Below are 13,607 nucleotides of genomic sequence, written 5' to 3' on the forward strand. Positions count from 1 at the left end.
ACCAGTATGTCCGACAAATGGCTCAGGGTGCAGGCTGACGAGGTCCGGGAGCGCAACCGGCGTCGGCGCGAAGAGCAGATGGCCGAGGCTCAGCGCCTGGCCGACGAGCGGCGCCGGAAGGCCGGCCGCTGATGCGCCGCCGGCCCGTTGACGAGACGGCCCGTCGCATCGCCGACACCGTGGCCAGCGAGTCGCGTCCCTACACCGACCGGGCTGCGAAGTACCCGCGTGCCCGTGACTACCAGCGCACCCGTGATGAGGGCATCGCCCGCCGTCGCTGACCGCTTCCGCCGCGGAACCTGTTGTGCCGCAACAGGTTCCGTGTGCGGTGGCCGCCAGAGCGGCGACCGGGAAGGGGACTGAATCAGTGACCAGCAAGGACACCGAGGGCCTGGCCCTCATCCCTATCGGTGGGCGGTGCAACGCCTGCGGCAACCGGCCGTGCACCTGCAAGCCGAAGAAGTGCTGATGGCCACGGATGCCGAGCGCACGAACAAGGTCATCACGGATGTTCTGGCCACGGTGCTGAGCCGGCCGATGGACGTCCGGAAGCTGGCCGCGCAACCGCTGCGGCCGTCGATGGATCGCAACGAGCAGAAGGGTCGGCAGCGCTGATGGCGAAAACCCAGGTCGGTTTCGAGATCGACGACAACGGCCGGATGCATCAGTTCTCCGGCAAGGTGACCCGCGGCCAGCGCAAGAGCGGCCGGGCCGGCGAGTTCGCCTGGACCCGGGGGCCGGACACCCGCGGCCGCAAGATTGCCCGAGCTTTGTGGGGCTGAGCCATTCGCCCCGGAGCGCGCCTGACGGTTCGCAGCCCTGGATCGCGCTCGTTTCGCCCGGCGGCACGGCCCTTGGCCTGAGAACCGTGCCGTGCCGCCGGTCCCCCTACCAGCCCTTGAGACCTGCGGGAGGTCACCAGTATGGCCATGAGAAAGACGATCAAAGGTGCGGGTCATCCTGCCGCCGCGTTCAACGTGGCGTTCAAGCGCGAGACCACCACCGTCAAGCACCGCCCGATCGGCTACCTGGCCAAGGGCGGCGGCTACGACGGCGAGCAGGTCTATCCGGCCGAGAAGGGCCGCCGCCGGTGACGGCCGGGGTGTTCGCGGCCGTGTTCGCCGCGCTGTTCGTCGCTCATCAGGTCGCCGATCACTGGGTGCAGACCCAGCATCAGGCAGACGGCAAAGGCCTGCCCGGCTGGCCGGGCCGGATCGCCTGTGCCGGGCACGTCGCGAGCTACACCGCGACCGCGATGCTCGCCCTTGCCGCGCTGCATCTCGGCATCGGCGTGCCGCTGAACCCGTGGCAGGTACTCGCCGGTATGACGGTCTCGGCGGTCACGCACTACGTCGCCGACCGCCGGACCCCGCTCAAGCGGCTTGCCGAGCTGGCCGGCTCGGCCCACTTCTACGCCCTGGGTTCGTGCCGTACCGGCCGTGACGACAACCCGAGTCTCGGCACCGGCGCGTACGCGCTGGATCAGTCCTTCCACTACGCGTGGCTGTTCGTCGCCGCGCTGATCATCGCCTGACCGCTTCCGTCACGGAACCTGTTGCAGCGCAACGGGTTCCGTGTGCGGTGGCCGCCAGAGCGGCGCGCCTGGGAAGGAGAACCATGTCCGGCAAGCGCTGGTTCGTCGACAAGCACAACTACGACGGGCCGCAGAGGGAGACGACGCAGGTCGGTGGCGGTAGCAAGACGCCTGACAAGGCCGCCGCGCTGAAGGCCCGGATGCGGCGTATCGACGCCGACCGGTACGGCTCGCACTCCTACTCGATCCGCGAGGGCCGCAAGTGAGCGCCCAGCGGGTCCCGAACACGATCACCGACCGGCAGATGGCCGAGCTCCGCCGTCGTGCCGAGAAGGTCGCGCCGCCGCTGTTCAGCACCGAGGCCACCCGGCGACGCCTGGCCGCCTCAGCGCAGCAGCGCAAGGCCGACCTGTCCTGAACCCGCCCGGCGGCACGGCCCTATGGCCTCAGAAACCGTGCCGTGCCGCCGGTCCTCACCCCGCATCACACGACACGAGAGAGGACTCCCATGGTCCCGCAGCAACAACACCGCACCTTCACCCACCCCGACGTGCTCGCCGCCATCGCGGCCGGCGCGTCGTGGGCCGACCCCGAGACCGACCCCGCCCGCATCGACTGGACGCTTCGTCAGCGGGCCGCCGCGATCCCGTTCCAGACGATTGCCGGGCGGCCGGTCAACCCGTGCGAGAGCACGGGCATCCGCTACGGCCGCAACGAGCTGGGGCACTGGGGTGAACAGTTGTGCGCCGACGCGCTGGTCACCCTGACCGACCGGTCCGGCCGTCGATGGGCGCTCATGGTCGAGCGCTCGGACGGGCACGGGTGGGCACTGCCCGGCGGCTACGTCGAGCCGGGCGAGGACCCGAGCGACGCCGCGATACGAGAGCTGTCCGAGGAAACCGGGATCCTGCTGCCCGACGACGTCGCCGAGTACGACGCGGATGAGCCCCGGTACGTGCCGGACCCGCGGGCCAGCGACGAGGCGTGGATGGTCACCGTCCTGACCCGCATCGACCTCGGCACCCTGCCCTACTTCCCGCGGGTGACCGGCGCGGACGACGCCAAGCGCGCCACATGGGTCTACGCCGACGACATCGAGACCCTGACCGCCTACCTGCGGGCACGACTCGACGGCGACATCTTCCCCGCCCACCGTGCGCTGCTCACTGACGCGCTCGGCCCGAAGAAGTGACCATGGCCAGCGACCGGTCCGCCCTCGCCGCCAGCGTCATCAAGCCTCGTACCGCGCCGGTCGACGTGACCGACCCGGCCCGGATCGCCCGTCTCGCCCTGAACGCGCTCGGCCGGTCCGTTCAGCAGGTGGCCGACGCGCTCACCGCTGCCGGGCACACCGGCCAGGTGGAGTCGTCGGGTTCGTGTCCGATCGCCCGGTACCTGCTCGCCGCCGACCCGGCCCTGACCGCTGTCCGCGTGGACGGCAGAGCGGCTCGCCTCGACCGGGCCGACGAAACCGCGTGGGTGCGTCTGCCCTGGCCGGTCGAGCTGTTCGTGACCCGATTCGACACCGGCGGCTACCCGCACTTGATCGACACGTCTTGCCTGCCCACACCCCTCGCAGACCCAGGCACGACCGACGGAACGGAGGACCGTTCATGAGCATCGCCGCCCAGCCCGACCCGGACGACTTCGACCTGACCCCCGGCGAGACCGAGACGCCGGCCGGACCCGACGCTGAGGTGGTCGACCTGACCGAGGTCCGGTCCCGCCGGGTCACTCCGCCGGTCGAGCCGGACACCGACCCGGACAAGGTCGAGGACGCCGAGAGCATCGATGACACCCCGCCTGAGGATGGCGGCCCGGTCGACATGGCCGATGACATCCCCGCCGAGATCCTGGACCGCCGCAAGGACCGGCGGCCAATCCTGGCCGACTGGGCACGCTCGTGGCGTGGCGTGAAGGCGATGGCCAAGCATCAGACCAAGGACGCCGGGTACGTGCTGGCCTATCACGCGGTCCGGTCGCCGAAGTACGCCGGGAAGGTCGCCCTCTGGGCTCCGGTCGGCGCTGTCCGGGGCATCGGTCGGGCGCTGCACTGGGCGATGGCCGAAGAGGGCAACTGGGCCTTGCGTCAGGCCGCCGCTCAGCGCGGCGAGGCTGACGTGTGGCTCAAGCTCGACGCCCGCCGGCAGCGTCAGAGCGTGTGGCGCTGGTGGGTGCTCGCGTTCGCCGCCCTGGCCGCCGTCGTGGGCACGGTCGTGCTCGCGTTTGGTCCGGCGTGGTGGTCATACCTGGCCGCCGTGATTGTGGTGCCGCTGCTGGCCACGGTCGGGCGCCCGGCGGACCGGCCGATCACCGACCGGGTGTCGGAGGGCAACCGCTACCGCAAGCTCACCGCCGAGCTGGTGCGCCGCGCGCTGACCTCGTTGCAGCTCGCCGCCATCAACTCCGCGGTTGCCAAGGACCCGAAGGCCATCGCGTTCCCGCACGACATCCACCGCGACGGACCCGGGCACATCGCGATCGTGGACCTGCCGTACGGGGTGGAGGCGTCCGAGGTGATCGCCCGGCGGGGCAAGCTCGCCTCCGCGCTGCGGTTGCCGCTGGATCAGGTGTGGCCCGAACCCGCGCCGGGGCACACCGGCCGCCTCGCTTTGTGGGTCGGCTACGAGCCGGCGTCGCAGATGAAGCAGCCGGCGTGGCCGCTGCTGTCCGACTCGGCCAAGGTCGACGTGTTCCAGGCGTTCGCGTTCGCCACCACGCCCCGGCTCGACACCGTGTCGGTGGACCTGATGTTCCGCAACTTCCTGTTCGGCGGTCAGCCCGGTAGCGGCAAGACGTTCGCGCTGCGGGACCTGATCCTGGCCGCCGCCCTCGACCCACGAACCGAGATCCGCGGTTACGAGCTGAAGGGCGTCGGGGACTTCGCCGTGCTGGAGCCGGTCATGGCCGAGTACGGCAACGGCTTCGACGACGAAACCCTGGCCCGCTGCTTCGCGTTCATCGAGTGGCTGTATGAGGAGGCCCGCCGCCGGTCCAAGCGCATCGAGCACTACGCCCGGATGGGCAAGGCCCCGGAGAACAAGGTCACCCCGGAGCTGGCGAGGCTCAAGGGTTCCGGGCTGCACCCGCTGGTGGCGTGGTTCGACGAGTTGCAGGAGCTGATGACCAGCAAGTACGGCAAGGACGCCGGGGAGCTGCTGGAGAAGGTCATCAAGCTCGGCCGGGCGCTCGGGATCATCATCCTGATCGGCACCCAGATCCCGGACAAGGACAGCCTGCCCACCGGCATCACCCGCAACGTCAACAGCCGGTTCTGCCTCTCCGTCGCTGACCAGACGGCCAACGACATGATCCTCGGGACCTCGGCGTACAAGCTGGGCTACCGGGCAACGGTGTTCCAGCCGGTCACCGAGGCCGGGTGGGGCATCCTGCGCGGCTTCGGCAAGGTTCAGTCGGTCCGGTCGTACTACGTGGACACCACCGCCGCCGCCCGGATCGTTGCCCGCGCCGTCGCGTTGCGCACCGCCGCCGGCAACGTCCCCGTCTTCCCCGCCGAGCGGGAGGTAGGCCCCGTGCATGACCTGCTCGCCGACCTGGCGCAGGTGTGGCCCGGCGACGAGAAGTCGGCATGGAACGAGACGCTGTGCGCCGCCCTGGCCGAACTCCGGCCAGACGTGTACGGCGGTTGGGAAGCGGCTCAGCTCACCGCCGCACTCAAGCCGCACCCGGCGATCAAGGTCGGCGACGTCGGCCGCCGCATAGAGGGACGGGCGGTCACCCGGCGCGGCATCAAGCACGCCGATCTCCTCTCCGCCATTGCGGAGCGTAACCGCAAGCGGGCGGCCGACTGACCGCCGCGAGGCTGCTAGCGCTAGCGGCACGACCTGCTAGCGCTAGCACCCCCGCTAGCACCTGATCTAGATCATGAGCTGCCGGTTAGCGGATAGCAGCTCACACCCCATCATGCCCGGAAAACGGCCCGGGAGGCTGTTGTGAACCCCCAGCTCATCACCGCTATCGGCCCACCGGCCGCCCTGATCATCATCACTGTCTGCTACGCCGCCGCGTGCTGGATCTGGCCGTTCAAGGCCTGCCGCAAGTGCGACGGCAGCGGCAAACGACGCTCACCGTCCGGCCGCGCGTTCCGGCTCTGCCGCCGCTGCACCGGCACCGGCCGACGGCTCCGCGCCGGCCGCTGGATCTACAACCATCTGTCCAACCGCCGCCGGGACGCACGATGAGAGCCCGCACCATGGCCCGCACCCGCCGGGAGCCAACGCCGCACACCAAGTGGTGCGCCCGCGACCACCGCTGCGGCCTGGCCGAGCACCGCGGGCCGGGCGTCATCGCCGACCACCTCGGCGCCCGCGCCGTCATCGTCCGCGTCCGCGCCGGAGACATCGAGTACGCCGAGGTGACCGCCCGCATCCCGCTGTCGAGCGTTGACGCCATCGCCCAGCGCCGCCTCGGCATCACCCTGCACCTGATCCGCCGTCTGCTGGCCGCGGTCGCCGCGGTCCGCCCCGAAACCCTGCCCGCCCGCACCGACCGCCCCGCCCTCGATCGGAGGCCCGCAGCATGACCACCACCCCTAACGACCGCCGCCAAGCTTTGGCCGACGGGCTGCGCGCCCTGGCCGACTTCCTGCAGGAACACCCCGACCTGCCCGCCAGCACCGGGCAGGAGATCCATCACTGCGTCGGCGGTCGCGACGACGCCGAGGGCATCACCAACCTCACCACGATCGCCGAACTGCTCGGCGGTTCGGTGACCGCGACCGGCGGTGGCCCGCTGACCGAAGCCACCACCCACTTCCAGGTCAGTCGCTCGTTCGGGCCGGTCCACTACCGAGCCACCTACATCCGCCGGGCCGAGATGGACGCCTGGAACGCGCTGATGTCCTACAGCGGCCGAGTCACCGCCGCCCCGGCCACGGAGGTGACGCCGTGCTGACCGTGGCGGACTACTTCTGCGGCGCCGGTGGCTCATCCTCGGGCATGGAGCAGGTGCCCGGGGTGCGGGTGCGGATGGCCGCCAACCACTGGGATCTGGCCATCGCCACCCACAACGCGAACCTGCCGCACGCCGATCACGATGTCGCCGACGTCGCAGCGATCGACCCGCGCAGGCACCCGACCACGGACATCGGCTGGTTCTCCCCGGAGTGCACCAACTGGTCAATCGCCCGGGGCAAGAAGGTCGACTACGACGGCAAGCCGGTGCAGCTCGACCTGCTCGACCAGGCTGACGACCCGCCGTTGCCGGACGAGGCAGCCCAGCGCTCCCGGATGCTGATGCAGGACGTGCCCCGGTTCACCGAGGTACATCGGTACCGGGCGGTGATCGTGGAGAACGTCACCGACGTGCTGATGTGGGAGCACCTCGATGTATGGCTGTCCCGGATGGCCGCGCTCGACTACGCCCATCGGATCGTGGTGCTCAACAGCGCGTTCGCCTCGGCGTTCGGGCCGGGAGCGCCGCAACTGCGCGACCGGGTGTACTTCGTGTTCTGGCGGCGGGAGTACCGGGCGCCGGACTTCGCGAAGTGGACCCGCCCGCGGGCCTGGTGCGGGCGCTGCGGGGACGTGCGGGCGGTCATGGTGACCAAGCCGGGCAAGCGGCGCGCGATGCGCTACGGCCAGCAGTACCACTACCGCTGCCCACACGTGGCTTGCCGGGGTGCCCGGGTGTCGCCGTACGTGCTACCCGCAGCCTCGGCGATCGATTGGACAATCACCGGGCAGCGGATCGGCGACCGGGCGCGGCCGTTGCAGCCCAAGACCCTCGCCCGAGTCGAAGCAGGGCTCAAGCGCTACGCCGAACCGATCGGCTGCCCGCCATTCCTCGCGCCGCTGCGCTCCGGCCGGCCCCGCACCAGCAGCACCGGCGAACCCCTGGCCACGATCGTGGCCGACGGCGGGAACCACGCCCTGGTCGAGCCGCTGCTAGTGCCGGTCGAAGGCCGCGACGGCAAACAGGCCCGCCCCGCCTCGGCGCCGCTGCGCGCCCAGACCGCCCGCGCCGAGAACGCCCTGGTGGTGCCGCTGCGCAACAACGGGGTGGCCACCCCCGCCGCGCAGCATCCGCTGCGCACCTTCGCCGCCGGGGGCACCCACCTCGGGGTGGTGATGCGCAACAACACCGCTCGCGGTGACGGCGGGCAGATGTCCACCCCGCTCGACGAGCCGTTGCGGGCGCTGACCACCGCGGGACATCAGTCGCTGATCCGCTGGGATCACGTGCTGATGCCCTACGACGGCCGCGGCCTGCGCCCGCTCGATGTACCGCTACCGTCCCAGACCACCATCGCCGGGGACGCTGTCGTCAGCACGAGAATCACCGTTGAGGACTGCACGTTCCGGATGCTGGAGGTCGACGAGATCCGCGCCGGGATGGCGTTCACTCCCGGCTACGTGCTGCTGGGCAGCAAACGCGAACGGGTGCGGATGCTCGGCAATGCCGTCACCCCGCCCGCCGCCCGTGACCTCGTCGCTGCCGTCGTCGAGGCCATCACCGGCGACGACTTCGACCTGGCCGCATGACCGGCAGATGGCTGGACTGGCGCGATCACGACGTCGGCCCGGCCCTGCCGTATCTGCGGTCGTCCGGCCATCTGCCGGGACGAGCATGGACACCCCTGCCACAAGGTGTGCGCCGAACAGGAACCCGCAGCAGCCACGTCCGGACCCCGCCCGCTCAACGGGCGGGCAGCATGACCACCGCCGGGCCGGCCACGCTGCTGTGCGCGGCTGGGTGCGGCATCGGCTTGCACCCGGCCGCCGCCGCAGGCGGGCACACCACCCACCCCGGATGCGACCCCGCCGCCCGATCGGCCGGCCGGCGGCGGGTGATCCGGTGGGCGTGCATGAACTGCGGCGCCAACGGCCCGGCCGATACGACGTCATGGGCCGCGCACCTGGCATGGGTGCACGACGTGTTCGCCTGCCCCGCCGCCACGGCCATCAGCGCCGACGAACGCGCCTTGCGCATCGCCCGCCGCCGGGACCTGACCGCCCGCTACCCCGACCAGGCACCGCCCTGGCCGCCCGCTGACCGAGGAGGCTCCTCATGCTCGACCCCGGCCCACTGCGGGCCGCCGCCCTCGCACATGCCGCCCGCGGCTGGCACGTCTTCCCGCTGCGCCCCGACAACCGGCCACACGATCCCGACCAGGCCAAGCGGCCCGCCTTCCCGGACCACGCCGAGGACCGATGCCCCGGCACCGACCCGCGCTGCCGCGACGGGCACACCGGCTGGGAACCCCGCGCGACGTGCGACCCGCAGCGCATCGCCCGCGCGTGGCAACGTGTCCCGTACAACGTCGGCATCGCCTGCGGCCCCTCCGGCCTTGTGGTGATCGACCTCGACGCGCGCAAACCCGATGCGACCCCGCCGGCCGGGTGCGAGCACTACCGGCACGGCCTGGAGGTATTCACCGACCTGTGCCGCCAGCACGGGCAACCCGTACCGGACGACACGTACACAGTCGAGACCGGCAACGGCGGACGGCACCTGTTCTTCACCCACCCGGCCGGGCCGCCGCTGCGCAACACCCAAGGCAGGCGGGGCGGCCTCGGCTATCTGATCGACACCCGGGCGCACGGCGGCTACGTCGTCGCGGCCGGCTCAACCGCCGCCGGGCGGGCGTACCGGGTGCTGCTCGACCGGCCGCTACTCGTGCTGCCTAGCTGGCTCGCCGATCTGCTCCGGCCCGCCGTCCCAGCCCGGCCCCGCACGGTGCTAGGCGATTTCTCCGCATTCCGGCGAGGTGCGTACGTGAGGGCCGCGGTCCGCCGCACCCTCGACCACCTCGCCGACGCGCCCGTCGGGGAGCGCAACGCGGCGCTGCTCGGCGGTGCGGTCTCCCTCGGCCAACTCGCAGCCGGGGGCGCCTTGACCGAGACGGAGGTGATCGAGGCGCTGACCCCGACCGCGCTGGCCATCGGCCTGACCGAGCAAGAAACCTCCCGCACCATCCGCTCCGGACTGCGCTACGGCGCCAACAAGCCGAGGAGGGTCGCATGAGCGACGACGCCACCCCCGCAGTGCGGCGGGTGAAGGTCGGCACCGGTCCGGAGACCATCCGCACCCTCAAACGGGAGCTGACCGAAGGGCTGCTGCCCGACACGTACGTCTCCGACGGCGCTTTGGTGCACATGGAGACCGTGTCCGGCGGGCTGGCCGGCGCCGCCGACGAGGACTCGCCGCTGCCGGTCACCGCGAGCATGGTCAACCCTGCCGGGCTGGCCGGACTGCTGGCCGAACACGCCCACGTCTACCGCACCCGCGTGCGCAAGGACAGCAACGGCGACCCCGAGAAGTACGACGAGGAATGCACCCCGCCCCGCGAAGTCCTCTCCGCCGTGCTAGCCGGTAAAACATGGCCCGGGGTGCCCGCGCTGCGCGGCATCATCGGCGCGCCCGTGCTCCGCCGCGACGGCACCCTGCTCCAAGAGCCCGGCTACGACCCGGCCACCGGCCTCTACCTGGCCTCCAAAGTCGACCTTCCCCGTGTGCCCGAGCAGCCGAGCCCGGAACAGGTGGCCGAGGCGTGCGGGTTCCTGCTCGGCAGGTTCCTGCGCGACTTCCCCTGGTCGTCGAGCGCGGACCGGGCCAACTACGTTGCGCTGCTGGCCACGCCGATCCTGCGGCACTTCACCCGCTCGCTGACCCCGTTCGGGCTGATCGACGCGACCATGCCCGCCAGCGGCAAAAGCATCCTGACCGGCGGGCCGGGCATGCTCTACGGCCAGAAGATCCTGACCTGGCCCGAAGAGGACGGCGAGCTGCGCAAGTCGATCACGGCCGTGTTCACCGAGCAGGTCGGCGCGGTGATCTGGGACAACCTCACCGAGGGCACCGTCATCGACTCCGCCGTCCTGGCCCAACTGATAACCCAGCGGGAATGGTCCGACCGGCAATTGGGCGCCTCGCGCAACATCGCGTCGGTCAACGACCGGCTGTGGATGGCCACCGGCAACAACCTCCAGGTCGGCGGGGACATGGCCTCCCGCACCGTCCGGGTGCACCTCGACCCGAACATGCCGCACCCCGAATCGCGTGATCAGTCCGGGTTCGGCATCCCGCACCTCGACCAATGGATCACCAGCCCAGCCCATCAAATGACCGTGCTCTGGCACCTGCTGATCATGGTGCTCGACTGGACCCGCAACGGGGCACCCCGCGATGCCGGGCTGTCGATGCGGCAGTTCACCCCATGGGCGCAAGCCCTCGGCGGGTTCCTGGCCCATCACGGCATCGACGGGTTCCTAACCAACATCACCGACGTGCGCGCGGTCGACGAGGAAGCCACCCGCTGGCGCGGGTTCCTGTCGGCCTGGCACGAACGGCACGGCAGCACACCGGTCACTGCCGCGAAACTGCGCGCCAGCGCCGACCCAGTCCAACTCGGCGGGGAACTACACGACCCGTGGGACGGGCTGTTCATCACCACCAAGAACGGCCGGCTGCCCAACGCGATCGTCCTCGGCCGGATACTCAATGGCCAAAACGGCAGGTGGCGCGGCGAATACGTGCTCCGCGCCGAACCCTCCGAACGCGGTGACCGGTCCGTCTTCCACGTCGAGCACCACGGCGACTGACCCGAAACCGCTGAAACATCTCCGCATCTCCGCAACCCGCCAAAGAAAGGTCCCTCTACCAGGGAAAACAGGCTGCGGAGATGAGCCGGTCGCCATCTCCGCACATCTCCGCATCTCCGCAACCCAAACGCCTCTCAAGATCGTGCGGAGATGCGGAGATGTGCGGAGATGCTCCAACGGCATCTCCGCAACACAAAACCACAGCTCAGAGACGGTGCTGCGGAGACGCGGAGATGTTTCAGCCATCCCCGGCCGTACAAACCGCGCACCGGAGATCACCCGCCCAGAGCAACACAGCGACATTCCTGCATCCCTTCATACCGACCGTCGCGAGATCTTGGCTCTACGGCCCTCTCAGCGGGCCGCTGAGAGCCCTCAGGTGACGGCACCCGCCCGACAGTCCCGACAACACCCTCACGCGCGGAACGGGCGCTGTCGGGCCGTTCCGCGGCTCACGTCCCCGCTCCAAGGAGTCCCGCATGACGACGCCACCGCAGGATTTCCCCGAATCAACTCCACAGATATTTACGATCCCCGAAGCTGCCCAGATCCTCCGCGTGAAGCCGAGTTGGCTCGAAAAGAAAGCCGCGGCCCGGCGCATACCGTTCACCATGCTCGGTGGCGCCTACCGTTTCTCTCCGGAGCACCTGCAGCAGATCATCCTGGCCTTCGAGCATCGGCCCCAGCCGACCGCCGAGCGGGAGTCACGCCCTCTCTCAGTCGCCCGCCGCCACAGGCGCGCACTTCCCGAAATTCCCGATCCGGGTGTTATCCCGCTCCGCCCGCGTGTACCGCGCGGCCGACCGCACAGCACTCGCGCGGCCTGATCCGCTTCGAGAAAGGAAGAACGCGATCCATGGGCTATGCCGAGAAACGAGGAAATCTCTACCGTGCGCGGTGGCGCGGCCCGGACGGAACGCTGGAATCCCAGCCGGGTTTCGCCACCAAGAAAGCAGCAGAGAAGTACGCCCAGGACCAGGAGGCGGCGATCCGGGCACATCGCTACGTCGATCCCCGGGGAGCCCGGATGACGTTGACCGATTGGGTAAACGTCTGGTTCTCCGGTCTCGACCTCGAACCGAGCACGATGGACAACTACCGCTATCTCCTCGAAGTGTTCGTGCTTCCGGCGTTCGGTCAGAATTCCTTATTGTCGCTCACCAGCGAGGGAATCGCTAAATGGGAGCGTGGTTTGGTAGCCAACGGCTACTCGAAGAAGACAGCTTCCAACGCTCGCGGCACTCTCTCGTCGGCGCTCTCGGACGCGGTTCCCCGCTACATCCCGCTGAATCCTGCCGCCAAGAAGAAGGGAAAGGGCCGCAAGGGCGGTAGCCGGGTAGACCGTATTGAGACGGCCGCGAAAGTGTGGGCGTCTCCGTTACAGGCTCTGCTTATCGCGGAACGGGCGGCGGTCATCTCGGGCGGCGACGCCACCTTCATCGCGTGCGTCACCATCGCGTACACCGGCTGCCGCTGGAGCGAACTTGTAGGCTTGTCGCCTGCGCTGATTCACGATGATGCGATTGATCTGCATTGGAAGCTGTACGAGCTCAACGGGCGCTTCTACCGCGGCCGGCCGAAGGACGGTTCCATGCGCACCGTCGCCATACCGCCGTTCTTGAACGGCCTTTTGGCGCGACACCTGACGTCGGGCGCGCCGCTCAAGTGCGCCTGTACGTCGCGGCCCGATGCCGACGGCGTCTCGTGGTGCACGGGAGACTCGTACGCGTTTCTGACATCACAGGGCAGCCACTATCGCCGATCGAATTTCAGCGAGCGGCTGTTCCGGCCCGCCGCCGACGGCTGGTATCCGCCGCGGGCTCCGGCCCGAGCACGAATGCCGGTGCTGGTCGACCACCAGCATCCGTGGCCCGGTAGCCCGTTGCCGCCCTGGCCGGCTGTGCAGTCTGGACAGCCGTTCACGCCGCCGCAAGGGCGCGGCCGGCCCCGCCTCACGGACGACTCGCGTGTGGCCAGTTGGCTACCGGTGCTGCCGGGGCTGACACCACACGGGCAGAGGCACGGCTATCAGACGTGGCTCGATGAGGACGGCATCCCGTACGTCGCGCAGTCGCAGCAGATGGGCCATGAGGTGCCCGGCATGCGCGGGATCTACAGCCACGTGACCGATCGCATGCTCGGCGAGATCCGCGACGCGCTGCAGCAGCGATGGGTGACGGCTCTGCGAGCTCGCGCGGCCCTGTCGCCCACGTCTGCTGTCCCGGCTCTGAACGCGGCCCTGTTGGCGCTGCGCGGAGCCCCTGGAACGCCCGCCGCGGGAGCCCTCGCTCCCAAACCGCTCCCAGAATCGGACACCTGACGGCAAGAGGCCTGACCGCAATGTGCGATCAGGCCTCTTGACCTGCAATTCCGATGGGGTGATCGACGGGACTTGAACCCGCGACCCCCTGGACCACAACCAGGTGCTCTACCAACTGAGCTACGACCACCATCGCGCACGAGGATGCATCCCCGTGGTGCTGGACAATCATAGCCGCATGACGCAGGCG

At 70.0% G+C, this 13,607-nt stretch carries 20 protein-coding genes and 1 tRNA gene; 19 read left to right on the forward strand and 2 right to left on the reverse strand.

Annotation, left to right across the window (positions count from 1 at the left end):
* Positions 1-6 precede the first annotated feature (6 nt).
* From C8E87_RS46310 to C8E87_RS10340, 15 genes are all read left to right on the forward strand, one after another.
* The gene (locus C8E87_RS46310; RefSeq protein WP_275408982.1) at positions 7-132 is read left to right on the forward strand and encodes a hypothetical protein; all 126 of its coding nucleotides are present in this window, start codon (positions 7-9) and stop codon (positions 130-132) included.
* On the forward strand, positions 132-281 hold the full coding sequence (locus C8E87_RS43605) for a hypothetical protein (protein ID WP_166661138.1): 150 nt from the start codon (positions 132-134) through the stop codon (positions 279-281). Before C8E87_RS46310 ends, C8E87_RS43605 begins: the two co-directional genes overlap by 1 nt.
* Positions 282-468: 187 nt before the next feature.
* Positions 469-615, forward strand: coding sequence for a hypothetical protein (locus C8E87_RS43610; RefSeq protein WP_166661139.1), 147 nt, complete (start codon positions 469-471; stop codon positions 613-615).
* A complete protein-coding gene (locus C8E87_RS43615; RefSeq protein ID WP_166661140.1) occupies positions 615-782 on the forward strand; it encodes a hypothetical protein in 168 nt (55 codons plus the stop codon). Before C8E87_RS43610 ends, C8E87_RS43615 begins: the two co-directional genes overlap by 1 nt.
* 147 nt (positions 783-929) lie before the next feature.
* On the forward strand, positions 930-1,094 hold the full coding sequence (locus C8E87_RS43620) for a hypothetical protein (protein ID WP_166661141.1): 165 nt from the start codon (positions 930-932) through the stop codon (positions 1,092-1,094).
* Positions 1,091-1,534, forward strand: a complete 444-nt coding sequence (locus C8E87_RS10300) for a DUF3307 domain-containing protein (protein ID WP_133872878.1) — start codon at positions 1,091-1,093, stop codon at positions 1,532-1,534. The genes C8E87_RS43620 and C8E87_RS10300 overlap by 4 nt, the downstream gene beginning before the upstream one ends.
* Before the next feature lie 83 nt (positions 1,535-1,617).
* Positions 1,618-1,800 (forward strand): hypothetical protein, encoded by a 183-nt coding sequence (locus C8E87_RS10305; protein ID WP_133872879.1) that lies wholly within the window; start codon positions 1,618-1,620, stop codon positions 1,798-1,800.
* A complete protein-coding gene (locus C8E87_RS43625; protein ID WP_166660994.1) occupies positions 1,797-1,952 on the forward strand; it encodes a hypothetical protein in 156 nt (51 codons plus the stop codon). Before C8E87_RS10305 ends, C8E87_RS43625 begins: the two co-directional genes overlap by 4 nt.
* 90 nt (positions 1,953-2,042) lie before the next feature.
* Positions 2,043-2,726, forward strand: a complete 684-nt coding sequence (locus C8E87_RS10310) for an NUDIX domain-containing protein (protein WP_133872880.1) — start codon at positions 2,043-2,045, stop codon at positions 2,724-2,726.
* Between the two features lie 2 nt (positions 2,727-2,728).
* Entirely contained in the window at positions 2,729-3,151 is a 423-nt protein-coding gene (locus tag C8E87_RS10315) for a hypothetical protein (protein WP_133872881.1), read from the forward strand.
* On the forward strand, positions 3,148-5,346 hold the full coding sequence (locus C8E87_RS10320; protein ID WP_133872882.1) for a P-loop NTPase family protein: 2,199 nt from the start codon (positions 3,148-3,150) through the stop codon (positions 5,344-5,346). The genes C8E87_RS10315 and C8E87_RS10320 overlap by 4 nt, the downstream gene beginning before the upstream one ends.
* Positions 5,347-5,487: 141 nt before the next feature.
* Complete coding sequence (locus C8E87_RS10325) at positions 5,488-5,736, forward strand: hypothetical protein (protein ID WP_133872883.1); 249 nt, start codon at positions 5,488-5,490, stop codon at positions 5,734-5,736.
* Positions 5,733-6,077: a hypothetical protein gene (locus C8E87_RS10330; protein ID WP_239079968.1), complete on the forward strand. Its 345-nt coding sequence runs from the start codon at positions 5,733-5,735 to the stop codon at positions 6,075-6,077. The genes C8E87_RS10325 and C8E87_RS10330 overlap by 4 nt, the downstream gene beginning before the upstream one ends.
* Positions 6,074-6,448 (forward strand): hypothetical protein, encoded by a 375-nt coding sequence (locus C8E87_RS10335; protein ID WP_133872884.1) that lies wholly within the window; start codon positions 6,074-6,076, stop codon positions 6,446-6,448. The genes C8E87_RS10330 and C8E87_RS10335 overlap by 4 nt, the downstream gene beginning before the upstream one ends.
* A complete protein-coding gene (locus C8E87_RS10340) occupies positions 6,442-8,037 on the forward strand; it encodes a DNA cytosine methyltransferase (RefSeq protein WP_133872885.1) in 1,596 nt (531 codons plus the stop codon). Before C8E87_RS10335 ends, C8E87_RS10340 begins: the two co-directional genes overlap by 7 nt.
* Positions 8,038-8,191: 154 nt before the next feature.
* On the opposite strand, the gene C8E87_RS10345 is transcribed toward C8E87_RS10340, so the two are convergent.
* Positions 8,192-8,485, reverse strand: a complete 294-nt coding sequence (locus tag C8E87_RS10345) for a hypothetical protein (protein WP_133872886.1) — start codon at positions 8,483-8,485, stop codon at positions 8,192-8,194.
* 78 nt (positions 8,486-8,563) lie between these two features.
* On the opposite strand from C8E87_RS10345, the gene C8E87_RS10350 reads away from it, so the two are divergent.
* The 4 genes from C8E87_RS10350 (at position 8,564) to C8E87_RS10365 (ending at position 13,417) form a co-directional block, all read left to right on the forward strand.
* Positions 8,564-9,520, forward strand: a complete 957-nt coding sequence (locus C8E87_RS10350; RefSeq protein ID WP_133872887.1) for a bifunctional DNA primase/polymerase — start codon at positions 8,564-8,566, stop codon at positions 9,518-9,520.
* Entirely contained in the window at positions 9,517-11,097 is a 1,581-nt protein-coding gene (locus C8E87_RS10355; protein ID WP_133872888.1) for a hypothetical protein, read from the forward strand. The genes C8E87_RS10350 and C8E87_RS10355 overlap by 4 nt, the downstream gene beginning before the upstream one ends.
* A gap of 479 nt (positions 11,098-11,576) precedes the next feature.
* Positions 11,577-11,924, forward strand: a complete 348-nt coding sequence (locus C8E87_RS10360; RefSeq protein ID WP_133872889.1) for a helix-turn-helix domain-containing protein — start codon at positions 11,577-11,579, stop codon at positions 11,922-11,924.
* Between the two features lie 29 nt (positions 11,925-11,953).
* Positions 11,954-13,417, forward strand: a complete 1,464-nt coding sequence (locus tag C8E87_RS10365) for a tyrosine-type recombinase/integrase (RefSeq protein ID WP_133872890.1) — start codon at positions 11,954-11,956, stop codon at positions 13,415-13,417.
* Between the two features lie 54 nt (positions 13,418-13,471).
* On the opposite strand, the gene C8E87_RS10370 is transcribed toward C8E87_RS10365, so the two are convergent.
* A tRNA-His gene (locus C8E87_RS10370) sits at positions 13,472-13,547 on the reverse strand.
* Between the last annotated feature and the right edge of the window lie 60 nt (positions 13,548-13,607).

Origin of the sequence: Paractinoplanes brasiliensis (genome assembly GCF_004362215.1) — a bacterium.
Classification (GTDB): domain Bacteria; phylum Actinomycetota; class Actinomycetes; order Mycobacteriales; family Micromonosporaceae; genus Actinoplanes; species Actinoplanes brasiliensis.

What these genes read in the sequence shown, in the direction of transcription:
- C8E87_RS10330 (WP_239079968.1), top strand. Translation starts at nt 5,733, where the DNA reads ATGAGAGCCCGCACCATGGCCCGCACCCGCCGGGAGCCAACGCCGCAC.
- C8E87_RS46310 (WP_275408982.1), top strand. Translation starts at nt 7, where the DNA reads ATGTCCGACAAATGGCTCAGGGTGCAGGCTGACGAGGTCCGGGAGCGC.
- C8E87_RS10360 (WP_133872889.1), top strand. Translation starts at nt 11,577, where the DNA reads ATGACGACGCCACCGCAGGATTTCCCCGAATCAACTCCACAGATATTT.
- C8E87_RS10310 (WP_133872880.1), top strand. Translation starts at nt 2,043, where the DNA reads ATGGTCCCGCAGCAACAACACCGCACCTTCACCCACCCCGACGTGCTC.
- C8E87_RS43620 (WP_166661141.1), top strand. Translation starts at nt 930, where the DNA reads ATGAGAAAGACGATCAAAGGTGCGGGTCATCCTGCCGCCGCGTTCAAC.
- C8E87_RS10320 (WP_133872882.1), top strand. Translation starts at nt 3,148, where the DNA reads ATGAGCATCGCCGCCCAGCCCGACCCGGACGACTTCGACCTGACCCCC.
- C8E87_RS10365 (WP_133872890.1), top strand. Translation starts at nt 11,954, where the DNA reads ATGGGCTATGCCGAGAAACGAGGAAATCTCTACCGTGCGCGGTGGCGC.
- C8E87_RS10315 (WP_133872881.1), top strand. Translation starts at nt 2,729, where the DNA reads ATGGCCAGCGACCGGTCCGCCCTCGCCGCCAGCGTCATCAAGCCTCGT.
- C8E87_RS43605 (WP_166661138.1), top strand. Translation starts at nt 132, where the DNA reads ATGCGCCGCCGGCCCGTTGACGAGACGGCCCGTCGCATCGCCGACACC.
- C8E87_RS10350 (WP_133872887.1), top strand. Translation starts at nt 8,564, where the DNA reads ATGCTCGACCCCGGCCCACTGCGGGCCGCCGCCCTCGCACATGCCGCC.
- C8E87_RS10335 (WP_133872884.1), top strand. Translation starts at nt 6,074, where the DNA reads ATGACCACCACCCCTAACGACCGCCGCCAAGCTTTGGCCGACGGGCTG.
- C8E87_RS43615 (WP_166661140.1), top strand. Translation starts at nt 615, where the DNA reads ATGGCGAAAACCCAGGTCGGTTTCGAGATCGACGACAACGGCCGGATG.
- C8E87_RS10305 (WP_133872879.1), top strand. Translation starts at nt 1,618, where the DNA reads ATGTCCGGCAAGCGCTGGTTCGTCGACAAGCACAACTACGACGGGCCG.
- C8E87_RS43610 (WP_166661139.1), top strand. Translation starts at nt 469, where the DNA reads ATGGCCACGGATGCCGAGCGCACGAACAAGGTCATCACGGATGTTCTG.
- C8E87_RS10345 (WP_133872886.1), bottom strand. Translation starts at nt 8,485, where the DNA reads ATGCGCAAGGCGCGTTCGTCGGCGCTGATGGCCGTGGCGGCGGGGCAG.
- C8E87_RS10355 (WP_133872888.1), top strand. Translation starts at nt 9,517, where the DNA reads ATGAGCGACGACGCCACCCCCGCAGTGCGGCGGGTGAAGGTCGGCACC.